Source organism: Ereboglobus sp. PH5-5, assembly GCF_029504805.1.
GTDB lineage: Bacteria > Verrucomicrobiota > Verrucomicrobiia > Opitutales > Opitutaceae > Ereboglobus.
In genome coordinates, this window is the sequence record NZ_JAQFIT010000023.1 from 1 (window position 1) to 21,901 (window position 21,901).

The 21,901-nt window shown below is 59.6% G+C and carries 13 protein-coding genes, 2 tRNA genes and 1 pseudogene; 2 read left to right on the forward strand and 14 right to left on the reverse strand.

Annotated elements, in window-relative coordinates:
* Positions 1-89 precede the first annotated feature (89 nt).
* A complete protein-coding gene (locus M2103_RS12610; protein WP_277511016.1) occupies positions 90-521 on the reverse strand; it encodes a transposase in 432 nt (143 codons plus the stop codon).
* A gap of 13 nt (positions 522-534) precedes the next feature.
* Here M2103_RS12610 and M2103_RS12615 point away from each other — a divergent pair.
* Positions 535-702: pseudogene (locus tag M2103_RS12615) on the forward strand (IS256 family transposase); the annotation flags it as partial.
* 285 nt (positions 703-987) lie between these two features.
* Here the strand turns inward: M2103_RS12615 and rpoC are convergent.
* The 11 genes from rpoC to M2103_RS12670 all read right to left on the reverse strand — a co-directional run bounded on the left by rpoC (position 988) and on the right by M2103_RS12670 (position 14,246).
* Positions 988-5,154, reverse strand: a complete 4,167-nt coding sequence (gene rpoC / locus M2103_RS12620; protein WP_277511018.1) for a DNA-directed RNA polymerase subunit beta' — start codon at positions 5,152-5,154, stop codon at positions 988-990.
* Positions 5,155-5,239: 85 nt separating this feature from the next.
* A complete protein-coding gene (gene rpoB / locus M2103_RS12625; protein WP_277511019.1) occupies positions 5,240-9,031 on the reverse strand; it encodes a DNA-directed RNA polymerase subunit beta in 3,792 nt (1,263 codons plus the stop codon).
* Positions 9,032-9,245: 214 nt separating this feature from the next.
* Positions 9,246-9,626, reverse strand: coding sequence for a 50S ribosomal protein L7/L12 (rplL, locus tag M2103_RS12630; RefSeq protein ID WP_108824815.1), 381 nt, complete (start codon positions 9,624-9,626; stop codon positions 9,246-9,248).
* Between the two features lie 204 nt (positions 9,627-9,830).
* Positions 9,831-10,364, reverse strand: coding sequence for a 50S ribosomal protein L10 (gene rplJ, locus M2103_RS12635; protein ID WP_277511021.1), 534 nt, complete (start codon positions 10,362-10,364; stop codon positions 9,831-9,833).
* 16 nt (positions 10,365-10,380) lie between these two features.
* Positions 10,381-11,076 (reverse strand): 50S ribosomal protein L1, encoded by a 696-nt coding sequence (rplA, locus tag M2103_RS12640; RefSeq protein WP_108824813.1) that lies wholly within the window; start codon positions 11,074-11,076, stop codon positions 10,381-10,383.
* Positions 11,077-11,257: 181 nt separating this feature from the next.
* On the reverse strand, positions 11,258-11,683 hold the full coding sequence (gene rplK, locus M2103_RS12645; RefSeq protein ID WP_108824812.1) for a 50S ribosomal protein L11: 426 nt from the start codon (positions 11,681-11,683) through the stop codon (positions 11,258-11,260).
* A 117-nt stretch (positions 11,684-11,800) separates the two neighbouring features.
* Positions 11,801-12,382: a transcription termination/antitermination protein NusG gene (gene nusG, locus M2103_RS12650; RefSeq protein WP_277511023.1), complete on the reverse strand. Its 582-nt coding sequence runs from the start codon at positions 12,380-12,382 to the stop codon at positions 11,801-11,803.
* 42 nt (positions 12,383-12,424) lie between these two features.
* Positions 12,425-12,631 carry a preprotein translocase subunit SecE gene (gene secE, locus M2103_RS12655; RefSeq protein ID WP_108824810.1) on the reverse strand — a complete coding sequence of 69 codons (207 nt, stop codon included), beginning with the start codon at positions 12,629-12,631 and terminating at the stop codon, positions 12,425-12,427.
* 98 nt (positions 12,632-12,729) lie between these two features.
* A tRNA-Trp gene (locus tag M2103_RS12660) sits at positions 12,730-12,805 on the reverse strand.
* An 83-nt stretch (positions 12,806-12,888) separates the two neighbouring features.
* Entirely contained in the window at positions 12,889-14,079 is a 1,191-nt protein-coding gene (gene tuf, locus M2103_RS12665) for an elongation factor Tu (protein WP_277511024.1), read from the reverse strand.
* Positions 14,080-14,170: 91 nt separating this feature from the next.
* Positions 14,171-14,246 (reverse strand) — tRNA-Thr (locus M2103_RS12670).
* A 271-nt stretch (positions 14,247-14,517) separates the two neighbouring features.
* On the opposite strand from M2103_RS12670, the gene pepF reads away from it, so the two are divergent.
* Positions 14,518-16,443 carry an oligoendopeptidase F gene (gene pepF, locus M2103_RS12675; RefSeq protein ID WP_277511025.1) on the forward strand — a complete coding sequence of 642 codons (1,926 nt, stop codon included), beginning with the start codon at positions 14,518-14,520 and terminating at the stop codon, positions 16,441-16,443.
* Positions 16,444-16,657: 214 nt separating this feature from the next.
* Here the strand turns inward: pepF and M2103_RS12680 are convergent, their stop codons facing one another.
* Together M2103_RS12680 and M2103_RS12685 are read right to left on the reverse strand one after the other, a co-directional pair.
* Positions 16,658-17,236 carry a transcriptional repressor gene (locus tag M2103_RS12680; protein ID WP_277511026.1) on the reverse strand — a complete coding sequence of 193 codons (579 nt, stop codon included), beginning with the start codon at positions 17,234-17,236 and terminating at the stop codon, positions 16,658-16,660.
* Between the two features lie 164 nt (positions 17,237-17,400).
* Positions 17,401-21,762 (reverse strand): autotransporter outer membrane beta-barrel domain-containing protein, encoded by a 4,362-nt coding sequence (locus tag M2103_RS12685; RefSeq protein ID WP_277511027.1) that lies wholly within the window; start codon positions 21,760-21,762, stop codon positions 17,401-17,403.
* Positions 21,763-21,901 lie beyond the last annotated feature (139 nt).

Here is a 21,901-nt window from a genome sequence, read left to right on the forward strand (position 1 = left end):
AACCCTCACGAAAGAACCAACAACAAAACAACACATAACCTTCCTCCGCCGGCTATATGCTTTTTAAAATGTGCGAAACTTGACGGACACTACCCCAGCGCCAGAAAACAGACCAGGATGTGCGCCTGCACGCGTTCTTGCTTGTGATGGAAAACAGGTCGCAGCCCGAGATCGCTTTTGCTCGTGCGAAACGCCGCCTCGGCTTGCGTGAGCTGGACATACCATTTCCACAGTTGCGCCGGATCGGTTTCCTCGCAGTTGGTTCGCAATAGATACGCGCCTTTTTGCCGGTTCGCTTTCCGGCCTTGTTCCAGGCGGCTGCTGATTCGCAGGGCGCTCGCCCGGCCTTGAGCGTCGCGTTCGACACGCGCTTCGATGATCGCCGCGGCGGCGGGATTTTTGCCAAGGTGCCTGCCGATGCGCCGGCCCACCGTTTCATGATCGGTTTGCGGCGAACGCCGCAGCCACGCGTCGATTTTGACCAGTTCGTCGGTGAGCCGCTCGCTTTGGCGTCGCAGCATCGCGCGCTCTTGAAGGCGAACCCGCGCGGTGGGCGCGTTTCCCGACGGCAACTCTGCGATGATACTGGTGGCCGCGCGGCTGAGACATGTGGCCGGCAGCCAGTGGGGGCAGAAACGCTACATGGACATGAGCCACCTCAACGCCGCGAAGCTGGTGGAAAACCAAGGGCAAGCGGCGTGAACTTTAAGTTGAGAGCCGCGCTGCGGCCCGCCAAGCCGGGCCTACGCGCGGCTCTCAACCCTCACGAAAGAACCAACAACAAAACAACACATAACCTTCCTCCGCCGACTATATGCTTTTTAAAATGTGCGAAACTTGACGGACACTACCTTCGCACGGCAACATCCCTCGATTCCACCCCTGCCCTCCTTGGCCAGGGCGCACGCAAGGTGCGCTCCCACAAAAAACGCCACCCGGTTTGCGGGTGGCGTTGAGAGTTTGGCATGTCGCTGAATTGCTTTCGCTTTACACAGCGGCCTCGGCGCTGGGAGCGGCGGCGGGCGGCTCCTCGGGGGCGTCTTGCGGGATCTCGCCGCCGAGGGGAAGCGTCACCTTGAGGCGCTTGTAGGACGGAAGGCCCGTGCCGGCGGGGATGAGATGCCCCATGATCACGTTTTCCTTAAAGCCTTTCAGCATGTCCACCTTGCCGAGGGTCGAGGCGTCGGTGAGAACGCGCGTCGTTTCCTGGAAGGAGGCGGCGCTGATGAAGGACTCCGTCTCGAGCGAGGCTTTCGTGATGCCCAACAGGATCGGCTCGGCCTCGGCGGGTTTGCCGCCAGCGTCCTCGATGCGCTTGTTGTTAATAAGGAAGCTCGTGCGGTCCACTTGCTCGCCCCAGAAATACTCGCTGTCGCCCGGATCGGTGATGCGGACTTTGCGGAGCATCTGGCGGATGATGATTTCGATGTGCTTGTCGTTAATCGTCACACCTTGCAGGCGGTAAACTTCCTGGACTTGCGAGATGAGGAAATCGTAGAGCGCGCTGGGCCCGAGGATTTCGAGGATTTCGTGCGGGTCGGCGGCGCCTTCGGTGAGGTGCTGGCCTTTGTAAACCACGTCGCCGGGTTGCACGATGATGTGCTTGCCGGCGGGGATGAGGTGTTCCTCCTCCTGCGCGGTTTCCTCGTTTTTGACGACGAGCTTGCGCTTGCCGCGGAGCGAGCCCTCGAATGAGACGACGCCGTCGATGCGCGCCATTTCGGCGGCTTCCTTCGGGCGGCGGGCTTCGAAGAGCTCGGCGATGCGGGGGAGACCACCGGTGATGTCCTTGGTCTTGGAGGCCTGACGGGGCGTCTTCGCGAGGAGGGCGCCGGGGGCGATGGTGTCGCCTTCATTGACGGTGATTTGCGCGCCGACGGGAATGGCGTAGGCGGCGAGCGGTTTGCCGGAGGCGTCGCGAACTTCAACTTGCGGGTTGAGGTCTTCCTTGTGCTCGACGACGACGGTCGCGATGCGGCCGGAGGATTCGTCGAGTTCGCGTTTCACGGTGACGCCGGGGATCATGTCCTTGAAGACAAGCACGCCGCCCTTTTCCGAGAGGACGGGGACGTTATACGGATCCCACTGCGCGAGGATGGCGCCTTTTTCGATTTGGTCGCCGTCGCCAACGTGGAGGAACGCGCCGACAACGATGTTGTGGGTTTCGAGTTCCTGGCCGTCTTCGTCGACAACCTCAACGCTGCCGGTTTTGTTGAGCACAATGGCGGCACCGTCGGCGGTGGCGACGAGGCGGAGGCCCTTGTATTTGACAATGCCGGAGGCACGGACGCGGATTTCGGGCTGCTTGAAGGAGCCGGACGCGACACCGCCGATATGGAAGGTTCTCATGGTGAGCTGCGTGCCGGGTTCGCCGATGGATTGCGCGGCGATGATGCCGACGGAATCGCCCTGCTTGGCGACGCGGTTGGTGGCCGGGTTGATGCCGTAGCTCTTGGCGTCGATGCCGGTTTTGCTCGTGGAGGTGAGCGGCGACATGATTTTGACGCGCTCGATGCCGGCTTCCTCGATCTGGGCGGCGATTTCCTCGGTGATGAGTTCGCCGGAGCCAACGAGAACTTTGTTGACGTCGGCGGGATCGACAACGTCGTCGGACGAGAAGCGTCCGATGATGCGCTCGCGGAGGGGGACGATTTCGTCGTCGCCTTCGTAGATGGCTTTTTTCCAAACACCATCGCGGGAGCCGCAATCCTGCTCGGCGATGACAACATCCATCGCGACGTCGCAGAGTTTGCGGGTCAGGTAACCGGCGTCGGCGGTCTTGAGCGCGGTGTCGGCGAGACCCTTGCGGGCGCCGTGGGTGGAGATGAAGTATTCGAGAACGGTGAGGCCTTCGCGGAAGGACGAGAGAATCGGGCGCTCGATAATTTCACCGGAAGGCTTGGCCATGAGTCCGCGGGTTCCGCAGAGCTGGCGGACCTGCTGCTTGTTACCACGGGCGCCGGAGTCCATCATGACATAAACCGGGTTCACCTCGTCGCGACCCTCGTTGGTTTCGAGCTTGGCGAACACGGCCTTGGCGATCTGGTCGGTGGCGCTGGTCCAAATGTCGATGACTTTGTTTTTGCGCTCGCCGTCGGTGATAATGCCCTTGCTGAACTGGGCCTCGACCTCGGCGAGTTTCTTGCGCGAGGCGGCGACGACGTCCTTCTTGGCCTCGGGGATGATCATGTCGTCGATACCGATCGAAATGCCGGCCTGAAACGCGGTCTGGAAGCCGAGCTCCTTGAGTTTGTCGAGGGTTTCGACGGTGACGTAGTTGCCCGACACTTTGTAGGTGTTGAGAATGAGGTCGCCGAGCTTGCCCTTCGGCACGGGGAAGTTCACGAAGCCGAGGCCTTCGGGCCAGACTTGGTTGAAGATCACGCGGCCGACGGTGGTGCGGATGGTGCGCTTGTCCTTGTTACCGAAAACGGTTTCCTTGCCCAGGTCGGGATTGGGAACATCGACCCAGTCGTGAACCTTGAGGGCGCCTTCGAGTTTGGCGAAGAGGACTTCCTGCAGGCCGGCGAGAACGGGCACGCGCTGGTTCTTGGCGGGTTCCTTGCGCGGCTTGAGCGTGAGGTAGTAGGCACCGAGAACAATATCCTGCGAGGGCGTGAGAATGGGCTTGCCGGAGGAGGGCGAGAAGATGTTGCTCGTCGCCATCATGAGCATCTTGCACTCCATGATCGCCTCGAGTGAGAGCGGGACGTGCACAGCCATTTGGTCGCCGTCGAAGTCCGCGTTGTATGCCGTGCAGACAAGGGGATGCACACGAATGGCCTCGCCTTCAATAAGCACGGGTTCGAACGCTTGAATCGACAGACGGTGAAGCGTCGGGGCGCGGTTGAGGAGCACGGGGTGGCCCTTGGTGACCTCTTCCAAAATGTCCCAAACTTCGGGTGATTTTTTCTCGATCATCTTGCGCGCGCCGCGGACGGTGTGCACGAAGCCGAGTTCTTTCAGGCGGCGGATGATGAAGGGCTCGAAGAGCACGAGCGCCATTTTCTTCGGGAGGCCGCACTGGTTGAGCTTGAGCTCGGGGCCGATGACGATGACGGAACGGCCGGAGTAATCGACGCGCTTGCCGAGAAGGTTTTGGCGGAAGCGGCCCTGCTTGCCCTTGAGCATGTCTGAGAGCGACTTGAGGGGGCGGTTGCCGGCGCCGGTGACGGGGCGTCCGTGGCGGCCGTTGTCGAAGAGCGCGTCAACGGATTCCTGCAACATGCGCTTTTCGTTATGGATGATAACGTCGGGCGTCTTGAGTTGCATGAGGTTTTTCAACCGGTTGTTGCGGTTGATAACGCGGCGGTAAAGGTCGTTGAGATCGGAGGTGGCGAAACGGCCGCCTTCGAGCGGAACGAGCGGGCGAAGGTCGGGCGGAATGACCGGGAGGACTTCGAGCACCATCCATTCGGGACGCGACTTGGAGTGGATGAAGCCTTGGATGACCTTGAGGCGCTTGGAGAGCTTTTTCTTGATCTGCTTCGAGCGGGTGGCGCGCATTTGCTCGTGAAGTTCAACGACGGTGGCGTCGAGGTCCATTTTCACGAGGGCTTCGCGGACGGCTTCCGCGCCCATCTTGGCGACAAAGGAGTCGTCTCCGAATTCGTCGAGCGCCTGGCGGTATTCGACGTCGGTGAGGAGCTGCTTGGCTTCGAGCGGGGTTTTGCCCGGATCGATGACCATGTAGTTCTCGTAATAGATGACGCGCTCGAGCGCGCGGGCGGTCATGTCGAGCATGAGGCCGAGGCGCGAGGGCATCGACTTGAGGAACCAGATGTGCGAGACGGGAACGGCGAGCTCAATGTGGCCCATGCGTTCGCGGCGGACGCGGGAGATGGTGACGAGAACGCCGCAACGATCGCAGGTGACGTCCTTGTATTTGATGCGCTTGTATTTTCCGCAGGCGCATTCGTAGTCGCGCACGGGGCCGAAAATCTTCTGGCAGAAGAGGCCGCCGGGCTCGGGCTTGAATGTGCGGTAGTTGATCGTTTCGGGGTTCTTGACCTCGCCCTTGGACCACTGGCGGATGGTGTCGGGCGCGGCGACGGTGATGGAGACGCAGTCGAAGGGATTCTCCTCGGTGCCGAGAGCTGTGCGGGCTTCGTTGCGCTCAATGGCGCCGGCGGCGTGTTCGGATGGTTGAATCATGATTTTAAAAAATGCTGGTTGCGGTGATTTGCGTTCGACTTAAGCCGGCATAAATCGAGTTAGGCCGATTTATGCCGGTGGATGTTTAGCCCTTGGCGGCGGTGCCGAAGCCGAGGGCGTCGCGGCGGTTGAGTTTGATGTCGAGGCCGAGGGACTGGATTTCCTTGATCAACACGTTGAAGGATTCCGGCGTGCCGGCTTGCAGCGTGTTGTCGCCCTTGACGAGCGATTCGTAGATCTTGGTGCGGCCCTGGACGTCGTCCGACTTGACGGTGAGCAGTTCCTGGAGCGTGTGCGCCGCGCCGTAGGCTTCGAGCGCCCACACTTCCATTTCGCCGAAACGCTGTCCGCCGTATTGCGCCTTGCCGCCCAGGGGTTGCTGGGTGACGAGCGAGTAGGGACCGACCGCGCGGGCGTGGATCTTGTGCGACACGAGATGGTTCAGCTTCATCATGTAGATGTAGCCGACCACGACTTGCTGGTCGATTTTCTCGCCGGTGCGTCCGTCGAAGAGGACGGATTTGCCGGAGGTGGGCAGGTGCGCCTCCTTGAGATAATTGCGGACTTGTTTTTCGGGAATGCCGTCGAACACGGGCGTGGCCACTTTCATGCCGAGCTTTTTACAGGCCCAGCCGAGGTGGGTTTCGAGAACCTGCCCGACGTTCATGCGCGATGGCACGCCGAGAGGATTAAGACAAATTTCGACGGGTGTGCCGTCCGGCAGGAAGGGCATGTCGGCCTCGGGAACGATCTTGGCGACGACGCCTTTGTTTCCGTGGCGGCCGGCCATCTTGTCACCGACTTCGAGCTTGTGCTTGGTGGCGATGTAAACCTTGACCTGTTTGATGGCGCCGTTGCCGTTGTCCTCGCCGGCCTCGATGTTCTGGATCTTGCGCTCGCGGTCGCCCTCGAGCTCGTCGAACTTCGATTGGTAGCTGCCGATGATTTCCATGATCTTGATGCGAACCGGGGACGGGTCGATCTCGATGTGCTTGGAGACGGCGGCGAGTTTGCGCAGGAGCGTCTTGGTGATCTTGCGGTTGGCCGGGATGATGATTTCGCCGGTCTGGCCGTTGACGACGTCGAGCGGGATTTTTTCGCCGAGGAGGATGTTCGACAGCGCCTCGGTGAGGCCTTCGCGGAGTTTGTCGATCTGGGTTTTGTATTCCTCCTGGATTTGCTTGGTCTGGCGGCGGCGGTCGGAGGGCGAGAGCTTCTCCTGCTCGAAATCGAGGCGGGTGGAAACTTTCACGTCCATGACGATGCCGGCGGTGCCGGAGGGGACGACGAGCGAGGTGTCCTTAACGTCGGCGGCTTTTTCACCGAAGATGGCGCGAAGGAGTTTTTCCTCGGGCGCAAGTTCGGTTTCCGATTTCGGCGTGATCTTGCCGACGAGGATGTCGCCGGGCTTGATCTCGGCGCCGACGCGGATGACGCCGTTGTGGTCGAGATTCTTGAGAGCTTCCTCGCCGACGTTCGGGATGTCGCGGGTGATTTCCTCGGGCCCGAGCTTGGTGTCGCGCGCGGTGACTTCGAACTCGTGGATGTGGATCGAGGTGTAGATGTCCTCCTTGAGAACTTTTTCGGAGATCAGGATGGCGTCCTCGAAGTTGTAGCCGTTCCACGGCATGAAGGCGACGAGGATGTTGCGGCCGAGGGCGAGCTCGCCCTTGTCGGTCGAGGGACCGTCGGCGATGACCTGGCCGGCCTTGATCTTCTGGCCCTTCTTGACGATGGGCTTTTGGTTGTAGCAGGTGCTCGCGTTCGAGCGCATGAACTTGCGCAGCTCGTAAACGCGGACGCCGTTTTTCGGGTCGGATTTCGGGTTGCGGTCGAAGTTTTTCGGGAGTTCGCCGTCCTTGGTGACGACGACGCGCTTGCCGTCGACGGAGGCGACGATGCCGGCTTCCTCGGCGGCGACGACGATCTTGGAGTCGCGCGCGACGCGTTCCTCGATGCCGGTGCCCACGAAGGGGGCCTCGGTTTGGAGGAGCGGAACGCCCTGGCGTTGCATGTTGGCGCCCATGAGCGCGCGGTTGGCGTCGTCGTGCTCAAGGAACGGGATCATGCCGGCGGCGATCGAGATGACCTGCTTCGGCGAGACGTCCATGTAGTTGACTTCGCTGGCGGGGACTTCGAGCGGGTCGCCCTTGTCGTCGCGGACGGTGACTTTGCCGATGAAGTGGCCCTTGTCGTCGAGGTCGGAATTGGCCTGCGCGATGATCTTGCCCTCCTCCTGGTCGGCGGTGAGGTAGTCGATCTTGTCGGTGACGCGGCCGTCCTTGACGACGCGGTAGGGCGTTTCGACGAAGCCGAATTCGTTGACGTGCGCGTAGGTGGCGAGGGAGTTGATGAGGCCGATGTTCGGGCCTTCGGGCGTTTCGATGGGGCAGATGCGGCCGTAGTGCGACGGGTGGACGTCGCGGACTTCGAAGCCGGCGCGGTCGCGGTTGAGACCGCCGGGCCCGAGCGCGGAGAGGCGGCGCTTGTGCGTCACTTCGGCGAGCGGGTTGATCTGGTCCATGAATTGCGAGAGCTGGCTGCGCGCAAAGAAATCGCGGATGACGGTGGTGAGCGCCTTCGGGTTGATGAGTTTTTGCGGCGTGATGGAGTCGACGCTTTGATCATACATCGTCATGCGTTCGCGGACGAGGCGCTCGGTGCGGCTGAGGCCGACGCGGCACTGGTTGGCCAAAAGTTCGCCGACGGTGCGGACGCGGCGCGAGCCGAGGTGGTCGATGTCATCGACAACACCCTCGCCGCGCTTGAGGCGGATGAGATACTTGGTGGCGGCGACGACGTCGTCGCTTTCGAGAATGCGTTGTTCGATTTCGGCCTTGAGGCCGAGCTTTTGGTTGACCTTGTAGCGGCCGACGCGGCCGAGGTCGTAGCGCTTGGGATCGAAGAAGAGGCGCTTGAGCAGGGCGCGGGCGTTGGCCGTTGTGGGCGGTTCGCCGGGGCGGAGGCGCTTGTAGATTTCCTTGAGGGCTTCCTCCTCGTTTTGCGTCGGGTCTTTCTTGAGGGCGCGGATGATGGCGCCTTCGTCAACCGAGGTGTCGATGACGCGGAGGGTGGTGATGCCGTGTTTTTCGAAGGTGCGCACGATCTGTTTCGTGAGCGGCTCGAAGGCGCGGGCGAGCACGACGCCTTGCTGGACGTCGATGGCGTCCTCGACGAGCACGAGCGTGGAGACGTTCTCCATGCCGAGGGCTTTCGAGACCTTGATGTCCTTGACCTCGTAGAAGAGGTTGAGGAGGTCGACGTTGGCGCTGTAACCGATGGCGCGCAGGAGGGTCGTGATGAGGAATTTGCGGCGGCGGCGGCGGCGGTCGAGATAGACGTAGAGCAGGTCGTTGTTGTCGAACTGCACCTCAAGCCAGGTGCCGCGGTCGGGGATGATGCGGAAGGAGTGGAGGGGTTTGCCGTTCGGGTGCGGCGTGACCTCGAAGGCGATGCCGGGCGAGCGGTGGAGCTGCGAGACGACGACGCGCTCGGCGCCGTTGATGATGAAGGAGCCGCGCTCGGTGACCATGGGGATTTCGCCCATGTAGATTTCCTCGTCCTTGATGAAGTCGGCCTCGCGGAGGCGGAGTTTCACGTAGAGGGGAACCGAGTAGGTGACGCCTTCGCGGAGGCATTCGATCTCGGAGTTCTTGGGCTCGCCGAGGTTGTAGGAGAGGTATTCGAGCGTGAGGCGTTCGTCGTAGGAGAAGATGGGGAAGACCTCCTTGAAAACGGCTTCAAGGCCTTGCGGCTTGCGTTGCTTGTCCGGCACGCCCTTCTGCAAAAAGTCCATGTAGGACTGGATCTGAATTTCGATCAGATTGGGCGGTTGGATTACTTCACGAAGTTTACCGAAGTTATTGCGGTCGGCCATGGTTTTTCCCGGTTGAATATGAGTGGAGACGACGAAACGGCCCGTGTGCGGGGGGCGGTTGATTTAGCTGGCTCGCGACCGCGCATGGGTGGCGGAGGCGGTGGCAGCAGGCACTGACTGATTACGATTTTGAGAAAAGGCAAAGCACAGGCCGCCTTTATGAACGGCCTGTGCTGAAATAATGGAAAGGTGCTTCCAGTTGCGAACCAAGTTATTACTTGAGCTCGACTTTGGCGCCGGCGGCCTCGAGTTTCTTTTTGATCTCTTCGGCTTCGGCTTTGGAAACGTTTTCCTTGACGGGCTTCGGAGCGCCCTCGACGAGGTCCTTGGCTTCCTTGAGGCCCAGGCCGGTGATGGCGCGGACTTCCTTGATGGCGCCGATCTTGTTCGCTCCGGCTTCCTTGAGGACGACGGTGAACTCGGTTTGCTCCTCGGCGGGCGCGCCACCAGCGGCGGCTCCCCCGGCGACAACTGCGACGGCGGCGGCGGCGGAAACGCCCCACTTTTCCTCGAGGTCTTTGACGAGGGCGGCGAGTTCGATGACGGGCTGCGCGGACAGCCATTCGATGACTTGTTCTTTGGTGATGTTGCTCATGGTAATCTCCTGTCCTTGACTAGCGCCGACAAAACAGGGCCGGGCGTTTAAGAGACGTATCCCCTAGTGGTCGGACGGTTGATGGTTTTTGTCTTTCGGCGCCGAAGCGCGAAAATGGTTTTGGTTTTGCGGATTGGTTGAATCGACTTAAGTCGACTTAAATCGATGTGAGTCGATTCAAGTCGAAAAAAGGCGGTGTAAAAATCAGGCTGCGGGTGCCTCGGCGGGCGCTGCTTCGGCGGCGGGAGCGGCGTCGCCCCCGTCCTTCTTGACCTTGGCGTCGAGGACGCGGACGAAGGCGGCGGCGTTGCTGGTGAGCAGGCTGAGGAAGGAGCTGCGGAGCTCGTTGAGCGAGGGCAGGTCGGCGATCTGCGAGAGGAAGTCGGCGGTGACGACTTTCTTCTCCATGATGCCGGTCTTGATTTCCAGGCGCTGTTTTTCCTTGAAGAACTGCTTGATGATCTTCGCCACGGCGGCGGGATTCTCACCGCCGACGAGGATCGCGGTCGGGCCGACGAAGGCGTCGTCACCGAGCTCGGGCAGGCCGAGGGCCTTGGCGGCGACCTTGAGCGAGCTGTTCTTGACGACGTGGAACTCGGCGTTTTCGGCGCGGAGTTTGGCGCGCAATTCGGCGACGTCGGACACGGTCACCTTCGTGTAGTTGGCGAGGATGACGTAGTCGGATTTCTTGAGGTGTGTCTCGACCTCTGCGATAAGATATTGTTTTTCGGCTCTCATTGTGGTCGGGCTCCTTTTAGTATTTGTTGTATTCGGTGGAGACGAGGCGGACGCCGGGGCTCATGGAGGCGGAGATTGCCACGGTCTTGATGTAGTGGCCCTTGAAGGAGGCGGGCTTGGCCTTGCCGACGGCCTCGATCACGGCTTGCGCGTTCTCGACGATCTGCGCGGGCGTGAAGGAGCGTTTGCCGATGCCGACGCCGATGTTGCAGGTCTTGTCCATCTTGAACTCGACACGGCCGGCCTTGACGGCCTTGACGCCGGCGGCGATGTCGTCGGTGACGGTGCCGCTCTTCGGGTTGGGCATGAGGCCCTTGGGACCGAGGATGCGGGCGAGCGTGCGAACTTTTTTCATGGCTTCGGTCGTCGCGATGGCGACGTCGAAGTCGAGCCAGCCTTCGCTGACCTTGGCCATCATGTCGTCGAGGCCGGCATGGTCGGCGCCCGCGGCGATGGCGGCGTCGGGCGCGTCGGTGAAGACGAGCACGCGGACTTGCTTGCCGGAACCGTGCGGGAGCGGTGTGGTGCCGCGAACCATCTGGTCGCCCTGGGACGAATCGACGCCGAGGCGGATGGAAAGCTCGACGGTTTCGTCGAACTTGGTTTTCGGAAACTTGGCGAGGACTTCAACGGCCTCGGCCAATGTATACCCTTTTGTGAGGTCAGCGACCTTTTGGGCGCTGCGGTAGCGTTTGCTTTGTTTTGCTGGCATTTTGGACTCCTTGCGGTGCAGACGATCCGGTTTGGGCGAATCTCCCGCGGTTGATGAAAAGACTGAAAGACTGAAAGACTGAAAGGCTGGACAGTGTTGGTGAAAATGAACCCGGGCCTTGGACTTCCTGCTTTCGGCCTTTTTCAGCCATTCAGCTTTTCAGTCTTTCAGCCCTTTGTTTTTAGTCGGTGACTTCGACGCCCATGTTGCGGGCGGTGCCTTCGAGGATTTTGACGCCGGCCTCCTCGGTTAGAGCGTTCATGTCCTTCTGCTTGATTTTCCAGATTTCGGCGAGTTGCTTGCGCGTGACCTTGCCGACCTTGTCCTGGTTGGGACGGGCGGAGCCGCTGGCGATGTTGGCGGCCTTCTTGATGAGGACGGCGGCCGGGGGCGACTTGAGGATGAAGGTGAAGCTCTTGTCGGTGTAAACGGTGATGACCACGGGGAGGATCATGCCGTTTTGGTCCTTGGTGCGGGCGTTGAAGTCTTTGCAGAACGCCATGATGTTGACGCCTTGGGCGCCGAGCGCGGGACCGACGGGGGGCGCGGGATTGGCGGCGCCGGCGGGAAGTTGGAGGCGGATGTAGCCTTGGATTTTCTTAGCCATGATGAGCGATGATTTTGATTTGGTTTTAGTTGCTTGCTTGATTTGTCGGGTTTTCGCCGCGGCTTAGAGGCGGGCTTTGGGAAAAACCTAAATCAATATCGGTGGTGAAAAGATGGTTTAGCTCTCCGTCATGCGCTGGACTTGCCAGTATTCGAGCTCGACCGGGGTGAAGCGGCCGAAGATGGAGACGGAGATTTTGAGTTTGCCGCGCTCGGGATCGATTTCGTCGATGCGGCCGGTGAGGTTTGCGAAGGCGCCGTCAGTGACCTTGACCTCCTCGCCGACTTCGTAGGAAACCTTGGGCACTTCCTTGCCGTTGGCCGCCTCGATGCGGGCGCGGATTTCGTCGATTTCGGTCTGGCGCAGCGCGGAGGGTTTTTCACCGCCGACAAAGCTGATCACGCCCGCGACTTCCTTCACGAAATACCAGGGGCGGTTGATGAGCTTGCGCTCACCATCGAAGAGGCGCATGTGGATGAAAACGTAACCCGGGTAGAGTTTGCGGGTGATGGTTCTCTTCTTGCCGTTCTTGACCTCGGAAACCTGCTCGGTGGGCAACAGCACCTCAAAGATGTAATCGTCGAGTTCCTCCTGCTTCTTGAACTTGTCGATGTAGACTTTGACCTTGTTCTCCTGGCCGGAGAGTGTGTGCAGGGCGAACCATTGGGCGTCTGCGGGAACGGTGGCGGTGTCTGACATGGGTGTTGGTGCGGCGTCGGGGCGGCGATGGAAGCGGACAGCTTAGCTGACGAGCTTGGTGCAGAGCGCGATGAGTTGGTAGAGCGAAAAGTCGCAGATGCTTGTGAACAGGCCGAGAAGCAATGAGGCGAAAATGACAACCCCGGTGGACTGGACGAGCTCCGCTCGTGTGGGCCATGTGCACTTTTTCAGTTCATCGACCATTTCGATGACGAAAATGCGGGTTTTGCTGAATATGTTAAATTTCATGGATGCGGATTTCGGAATGTTTTTGTTCTCTGTCGCTCAGCTTTTCAGCCCTTCAGTCTTGTCAAGCTTCTCTCTTCGTTCAAAACAGCCTTTTAAAGTGGCAGGCGCGGAGGGACTCGAACCCCCAACCGACGGTTTTGGAGACCGCTACTCTACCAATTGAGCTACACGCCTGTGATAATTGTTGTTTAGACGACGCAGCCGAGGCCCGTTTTGCGGAGCCCCGGCAGGTCGTTTAAGTTGGTTGCAAAAACCGATTACTCGGTGATTTCGGTAATACGACCCGCGCCGATGGTGCGACCGCCTTCGCGGATGGCGAAGCGCTGGAGTTTTTCCATGGCGATGGGGGCGATGAGCTCGATGTCCACGCTGATGTTGTCACCAGGCATGATCATCTCAACACCCTTCGGGAGGTTCACAACGCCGGTCACGTCGGTCGTGCGGAAGTAGAACTGCGGGCGATAGCCGTTGAAGAACGGTGTGTGGCGGCCGCCTTCTTCCTTGGACAAGCAGTAGATCTCGGCCTTGGCCTTCTTGTGCGGGGTGATGGAGCCGGGCTTGGCGAGCACTTGGCCGCGCTCAATGCCGTCTTTTTCAACACCGCGGAGGAGGATGCCGACGTTGTCACCGGCCTGGCCGCTGTCGAGAAGCTTGCGGAACATTTCGATGCCGGTAACGACGGAGTTGGCGGTATCGCGGAGGCCGACGATTTCGACGGGCTCGTTGACCTTGATCACGCCGCGCTCAATACGGCCGGTGGCGACGGTGCCGCGGCCGGTGATCGAGAAGACGTCCTCGACGGACATGAGGAAGGGCTTGTCGTTTTCACGAACGGGCTCGGGAATGTCGGTGTCGATCGCGGCCATGAGGTCGGCGATGGCTTTCTCGCCCTCGGGCGTGCCCTCAAGGGCGGCCGTGGCGGAACCATGAACGATCGTGGTGGTGTCACCAGGGAACTGGTATTTGCTGAGGAGCTCGCGGATTTCCATGTCGACGAGGTCGAGGAGTTCCTTGTCGTCGATGAGGTCAACCTTGTTGAGGAAGACAACGATCGTGGGAACGCCAACCTGGCGGGCGAGGAGGATGTGCTCGCGGGTCTGGGGCATCGGGCCGTCAGCCGCGGAGACCACGAGGATCGCGCCGTCCATCTGGGCGGCGCCGGTGATCATGTTCTTGACGAAGTCGGCGTGGCCCGGGCAGTCGACGTGGGCGTAGTGGCGCTTGTCGGTTTCGTATTCGACGTGCGAGACGGCGATGGTGACGATCTTGGAAGCGTCGCGGACGGTGCCGCCCTTTGCGATGTCGGCGTAGGACTTGACCTCCGCGAGACCTTTGCGAGCCTGGACAGCGAGAATCGCGGTCGTAAGCGTAGTTTTGCCATGATCGACGTGACCGATGGTGCCGACGTTAACGTGCGGCTTTGTGCGTTCGAATGTTCCTTTAGCCATGATGTTATTGAGTGAAGTTGTTGATGTTGGAGTTTGTAGTTTTTGACCCTCAGGATTAGCGTCGGAGAAGTCAACGACGGCCGTCTTCCAATGGAGCCCAGAACCGGATTTGAACCGGCGACCTCCTCCTTACCAAGGAGGTGCTCTACCAACTGAGCTATCTGGGCATACCAATAGAATGGGTCAAAAAACGAGAAAAAGAGTGGAGAACGTGGTGAGTGCGCCAAGGGTCGTCAACTGAAAAGTTGGCCTTTTTGTGCGAAACCTAACCCGTTCCGGATACTCCAATCTGGAACTTGCCGCCCTTTGGGAGCGGGAAGGACGCGGAGGAAAGCGCGCATTTTGGAAATGTCAACATGTCTGTGGACCTTTTCCGCCTCCCGCATTTTCAAGCGTGACCCCGCGCGCGACACCGTGTTTCCTGTGCCACTTTACAACATGAAAAAACAAGCCTCCCGACTCACCTTAGCGTCGCGCGCGTGCCTTGCCGCCGCCTTCGCGTTTTCCCTCCTCATGTCCTCAACCGCCCTCGCCAAACCCGACACTCGCAACCGCGCCGAAATCCCCGACCAATACAAGTGGGACTTCACGCCCATCTTCCCAAACTGGGACGCCTGGGAGGCCGCCATGAAGGACATGGAGGCCAAGATGAACGAATACGCCGCCCTCAAGGGCACGCTCGCCAACGGCCCCGATGCCGTCCTCCGCGCGCAGCTCCTCTCCGACGAAATCGGCAAGCTCAGCTACAAGACCTATTGCTACACCAGCCTCCAGCGCGACGTTGACCAGCGCGACAATTCCATGGACGCCAAACTCCAGCGCGTGCAAGCCCTCTTCGCCAAGTTCGGCACGCAAGCCTCGTGGTTCACGCCCGAGCTCCTCACCATCCCGCAGGCAACGATGGAAACATGGATCGCCACCACGCCCGCGCTCCAACCCTACCGCTTCCCGCTGCTCGACACCTACCGCCAGCAAAAGCACGTGCTCGACGAAAAAGGCGAAAAACTCCTTTCCTACTCCGCGCAGGCCAACGGCACCCCGCGCACCGTTTACCAAAGCCTCAGCACCGCCGACATCAAGTTCCCCTCCATCACGCTCTCCGACGGCAGCGAAGTCACCCTCTCGCCCGGCGCCTACATGCAGATCCTCAACACCAACATGAACCAGGCCGACCGCGCCAAGGCATTCGACGCCTACTACAAAACCTACACCGCCAACATCAACACCTACGCCTCCATCTACAACGGCATCATGCAACGCGACTGGTTTGTCGCGCGGGCCCGCAATTACTCGACGACCCTGGAGGCCGCGCTCGAGGGCAACAACATCCCCGTCGCCGTCGTCGAAAACCTTATCGCCACCGCGCGCGCCGGCAACAAGCCGCTCCAGCGCTACCTCAAGCTCCGCAAAAAACTCCTCGGCCTCGACACCTACCACATTTACGACAACTACGTTCCCATCTACCACGTTGACAAAACCTACTCCTACGAGGACTCGCGCCGCCTCGCCATCGAGTCCATCGAACCCCTCGGCCCCGAATACGGAAAACGATTCCGCGCGTTCGCCAACAGCAAGCAGCTCGACGTCTATGAAAACGAAGGCAAGCGCTCCGGCGCCTACAGCATGGGCGTCTACGGAGTCGGCTCCTACGTGCTCCTCAATCACAACGACACGCTCGACGCCGCCTTCACCTACGCGCACGAGGCCGGCCACGCCCTGCACAGCATGCTCTCCTCCGAGAACCAGCCCTTCGCCACGGCCGGCTACACCATCTTCGTCGCCGAAGTCGCCTCGACCACCAACGAACGCTTCCTCCTCGACCGCCTCCTCAAGGAAACGACCGACCCGAAGGAGCGCTTCCTCCTCCTCCAGCACGCCGTCGATTCGATCCTGGGCACCTTCTACCGCCAGATCGTTTTCGCCGATTACGAACTGCGCGCGCACAAACTCGTCGAGGAAGGCCGCCCCATCACCGCCGAAGTCCTCACCGGCATCTACCGCCAGTGCCTCGCCGACTACTACGGCGACGCCATGACGGCCGACGAACTCGAGTGCATGACCTGGGCGCGCATCCCGCACTTCTTCAACTCGCCGTATTACGTTTACCAATACGCCACCTGCTTCGCCTCCTCCGCGCAAATCTACAAGAAGATGACAACCGGCCCCGCCGCCTCGCGCCAGGCCGCCGTCGAAAACTACCTCACGCTCCTCAAGAGCGGCGGCAACGACCATCCCGTCGAGCAGCTCAAGAAAGCCGGCGTTGACCTGACCAAGCCCGAGGCCGTGCAAGCGGTCGTCGATCAGCTCGACGAACTGGTCGCGCAACTTGAGCGCGAAGCCGCGAAGATCGAGTCGGAAAAGTGACGCGCCCATAAAGGCAAGCTCCTGCCAATCGTATCAAAGGCAGGGCAAAGCCTCTGGCTGAGCCAAAGCAGTTCCGCATATCACAATGCCTCCGGCAGTGCCGGAGGCATTGTTGCATCTCCCTCGCAACCCGGCACAAAAAAGCCCCCCAAAAGCACGCTTGCTTTTTGGGGGGGCCGAAAATGTCAGGCAGGGCAGCCTTGATGACAACCAATTACACCTGCACGTTATAAGTGCCGCGCGCGATCATGTCCTGCACGTTTTCCTGCATGTTCCGCCTGGGGGGCAGGATGTCTTCGCGAGGCGTGTTATCCACGAAAAACTCAACAATATGGGAAACTTTTCCGTGGCCGGATTCGCGGAGCTTGTCCTCGATCTTGGTAATCACGGCGCGGAGTTCGGCGGCGCTTTCAGCGTCAAGCTCCTGCACTTCGTCGTCTTTTTTGAAGATAACGTGGTAGGGAGGGACGGTGTCGCTGGTGAGGGTGAGTTGGTAGGCGCTGGCTCCGTTATGGAAATAGGTGAGGCGCACGAGGCCGATTTCCTGAAACACCGCGAGGCAGCGATACACTGTGACCAAATCGCAAGTGTCGGGCGGCAGGTCGGCATGAATTTGCTCAATGCTGGCCGGAACGGAGCGGTTGATCAACGAGTTGAGAATGGAAATACGGGGCTGGGTGATACGCAGTCCCGCCTCTTTGAGTCGGGCGCACGCATACTCAATCGACGTTTTGGATGTCTGGCTTGGCTGGGCGATGGCCAGCGGATGATTGGTCTGGGTGGATGCGATCATGATGGAAATTGAAAGTTTATTATGTCTTGCGCCGTTATTTGAAAAAGCAATGCAATAATTTTGTATGAAAGAAAATCGTCACAACCAAAATACCTTATTGCATTGCGCGTCAACACAATACATGTGTCGGGGCAAATTTAAGTTTTTTTGGTCCAAGCCCTGCTCTACCAGGTGCTGCGATAACCAAAGTTGATTGCCCAAGGGCGTTTATAGTCCTGGGCCTTGGCGTATTCGTAATCAAGATACAACTGGCTCTTCCGGTTGATAACCCACGAGCAGCCAATGCCGGCCTCGTAGCGGGTGCCGTCCAGGTCAGCGGTATAGTATTGCGGGTATCCGGGACTGCCGGCCCGAATACGCCCGCCCTTTGTGGACGCGCTGGCGGCGGCAAGGCGGATGTAGGGTTTGAATTTTGAGCCGGGGCGGTCATAGCCGGTTCGGATGGCGGCGCGAGCCTGCTTGATGTTGGCATCGGCTATCTTAACCTCCATCGGGTCGGCGTTGCCAATCTGAGAGTGGTGGGGGACGGTGTTATAGGTTTTGCCATTAATGATAGCGATGGAGAGTTGCGCGGAAGGCTCGACCCACCAACCGGAGTTCTTGAATCTTATGATTTTGCCGACCTCTTGAGAAATCCCCCAAGCCGCGTTATTGTATTCGGCGCTGGTTTGCTGGCCGTCGAGAGCGCGAGCATGAATTTTGTTGCTGTTCCGCATGATGAGCAGCGTGGTGTCGCCATACCAGCCGTTATCCTTGAGGTAACTGAAATAGAAACCGAGGCCGATGCTGTTGGTTTCGCCGTCGCCGCGGATGTCAAAATCGCGATCGACATTGGAAATGACGGCATAGGCGCCGAGGAGGTATTGGTTGTCCTCCCAACGGAATGTCTTGTCGTAGCCGGAGGCAATTCCTGCGACAGTTTCATCAAAGGGATCGGTGGCCACGCTGATGTCCGCTTCAAGGTTATAGGCGTTGGCGCGCAGCCACATGTTACCGCCCTTGGAGGTGACGGTGGTATAGGCAAGCGGAGACTGGCGTGTTTCAGGCGGAGTCATGAGGGATTCCTGCCGCAAGTCGCCCATGCGCTGGCGAACGGAGTCGAGCTGGTAGTGCCATTCCAGCCCCGCGACGCTGGCAGTGGAAAGAACGGCGTCGCCAAGGTTGCTCAGCTCGTCCGTGGCGGCGAGATACCAGACATTGGGATTTTCCGGCGTGAGCAGGCCGCCGACACCCTGACGAACCATGAGTCGCCCCATGCCCACTTCCGTGGTGCCGCTAAAGGTGAGCGTGTTGCTGATGGTATAATTGCCTTCATCGAGCTCGATGATCACAAGGGATTTGCGGGTCTTGTCGGGGGTGACCTTGTCAATATTGATGGCCTTGACAACATATTCGCCCTCGAGGGTGCCGGACAGGATGAGTTTGTCCGCCTTGCCGGAATTGTAATCGGAACGGACAAAAATAGTGCCGGTTGTGCCGGTGATTGTGCCGCTGAAATTGGTGATATGCACCGAGGAGGGGATATAGCCGGATTCGGGGAAGGAGGAGCCGGTGCGCAACACGCCGTGATTCATCACGTTTTTGATGTTTTGATTATAACCGCCGAGGTCGAGGACGCCGTCGGCATTGATCTCAAATGCGCCGATGCTGTCGAAATTATTGGCCCTGCCGGAAATGAGCGCGCCTTGATTAATCTGGACGGTGCCGGAGTAAGAGCTGCCGCCATCGATGGTGACTTCGGCGGTGCCGGTTTTGACAAGGACGCCGCCGCTGCCGGCAAGCGATCCGCTAAAGACGTAATCGACGGCGGTGTTGAAAATGAAAGTGCCGCTGGTGAGGATGTTGCCTTTGATTTCAGGCCGGGCGGGACGGGTTGACTCATCCTCTTCATCTTCGTCCTCGGACGTTGTATTCTCGAAGATGAAGACATTTTCATTAACGACGTCGCCGTAAAGGGTGCCCGTGTGGAGCATGGTGCCCGAGGGCTTGACATAAACCCCGAGGCTGCCGGCGGTTCCACCGCCGATCACAGAAGAGACGTCGCTCACCAGCAAGCCCTCCTCCGCAATGGTCCAGCCAGTGTAGCTGTTGTTTGTGCCGGCCAATACGAGGGTGCCCGTGCCTGTCTTGGTGAGTGTTTTGCCATCCCAGCCGTTAAACCAAGCGGTGGAGGTGTCGTTGTCCTCAAGGCTGGTGGCCAGGGTAAAGGTGCCGGAATCGACATAAAACGTGCCATGCGCGCTTTGATTCGCGGTGCTTTCCCACACGAGCGATGATTTGAGAACGATCTGGGTCTCGTAATCAGTGCCACTGGTGGAGATGTCTGTAAAAACGAGAAATTTCGACTCATCGACAGTGTCGAGGGAAACATTGTTAACGACGAGTGCGTAGTCGCGATCGATTGTGGTGCCGGAAACAACGAGCGTGTGCGTCGACTCCCTGTCGTAACTGCTGATATTGCCGTAGCCCGCTATGTTGATCGTGGAACTCGTCGTGGTGCTGAGTTCGCCGACGTCGAGCGCGATGGTGTCGGTGATGCTGAGATTGAGCGTGGTGTCGGCGGCGACGACAAGGGTGCCGGTGACCTTAAGCTGGTTGTTGCCGCCGATGGCGAGCGAGCCTTCCTCAATGTGAATATTACCCACTGTTCCGGTGCCGAGCGTGGCCATGTCCGAGGAGGTTTTGTAAACATTGGCGGTGTTGCGAATGGTGCCTGTGAAATCGCCCGAAAACAGGGTGAGGTCGCATCCCTGCATGTCCATGGTGCCGATGCCGTTGAGGCTGGCAATGGTGCGGTCAACCGTGCCCGAACGATAGACGCCCGTGCCGATGATATTGAGCGTGGAACTGTCGGTGATGTTGCCGATGAGGGTTCCCGCGTCGATGGTGGTGGGTCCCGTGTAGGTGTTGCTGCCAGTAAGCGCAAGCATCCCGGCCCCCGTTTTGCGGAGCTCGCCGGAACCAACAAGATCGACGTTGAGTTCCGTGGCCGTGCCCATCGCGGCGGGCGCCCCGGTGCCGGTGGCGTTGACCGTGAGCGTGCCCGTGATTTCAACATCGCTGCCCGGGGTGGCGGTAATGCTTCCGTAATAGGCGGCTAGAGTGGCATCATCAAAACGGATTTTGCCCGCGCCGCCATCCACATCACCATTGCTGTCGATGGTTGTGAGCGCCAGGGTGCCGGTGCCATAATTCGCGCTGATCGCAATGGTGGAGCTTTCCACAATAAAGGATTGGGCGACAATGCCGCCATCAACCACGAGCGTGGAATAATCGGAAAGCGTCACCGTGCCGCCAACGTAGGCCGCCGACGAGGTCTGCGGGGCGTTGCTTCCGGAAATCGTGTTTCTATAGATTGAGATCGTGCTCTCCGATCCCGACATTACGAGGTTGCCTTTCGTGTAAATGGCGCCGCCGAGCGAATCGGTGCCGGAAGTGTTGCCGGTAATCGTCACGCTGCCTGACATGGTGACATCACCGCCGGCATAAATCACACCGCCATTTGATCCGGAAACATTATCAGCAAAGGTCATGGCGCCATCCAGCGAGACATCGCCGCCAGCATAAATCACGCCGCCGGAAGCGGCCGAGGTGTTGCTGACAAATGTCATCGAACCCTTAATATCGGCGTCTTTTAAAGCGAATATCGCGCCACCTTCGGCACCGGATTGGTTGCCGTGAAAAGTGCCTGTGAAGCGTATGTTGGTGCCCGTGACATCGCCAAGGCTTACATTGCCTTCGCTGTAAATGGCGCCGCCTTGCTGCCCGGCATTGTTGTAGATGAACACGAGGTTGATCCAGTTGTTGCTTCCGCTGGCCGGGACAATGGCATTAAAATCACCACCGGTGGCGATGGCGCCGCCTTGCGCGCTAGTCGTGTTGGTCAGGAAATACATTCCACCGTAAGTGCCGGAAACTCCAAAAGTGAGATTTGAATCGCTTCCCGTATGAAAAGCGCCGCCGGCCAATGTGCCGGATGTCGAACCCGAGAATGTAACGACAGTGTTGTCCTCCGTGCGGAATGCAAAATCAACATTGTCCGCGACTTCAAATCGCTGATCCAAAAAATCACGCTGCCCCCCGCTGACGCTATTACTGGCAAGCGTCAACTCCGACGAACCAGTAATCAAAAAAGAGCCGTCATTGATCGCGCCACCGCTGAAATGCCACGAACCGGAAGCGATAATCATCCCAGGATTGGTGCCGCTGGCACCAGTTGTGACGCCCGAGCTCGAAATCACAACATGATACCCCGTGCCGGTAACCGTGCCGTCCGCGTCGACGCCGAACACCACCGAATCGCCGTCGGCAAACTTGGCGCTGCTTCCGGTGCTGGCGCTGGTCCAGTTTTCCGCCGAGTCATCCCATGCCCATGATGCGTCGGTGCCGCTCGGCGGGGTCCAGATGACGGTGTCCGCCGCAAAGGCGGGGACGGCGCCCGAAAAAAAGGCAAGGCCGGCGACGGCGGCGAAAGTGGCGCGCGCGAAAGCGGCAAAACGGACGAATCGATGCGAGGTTTGTCTCATAAAAATAGGATGGATGCGGGCAATTGCAGTGCTGGTCCGATGCGGAGGCGGTTGTCGGCGTGGCGGCGGCTTATGCCTCATTCGCGCGCGCGGGGGCAATCACTCGAGGCGCGCCTTTTGATGCGGCGTGTGATTGCAC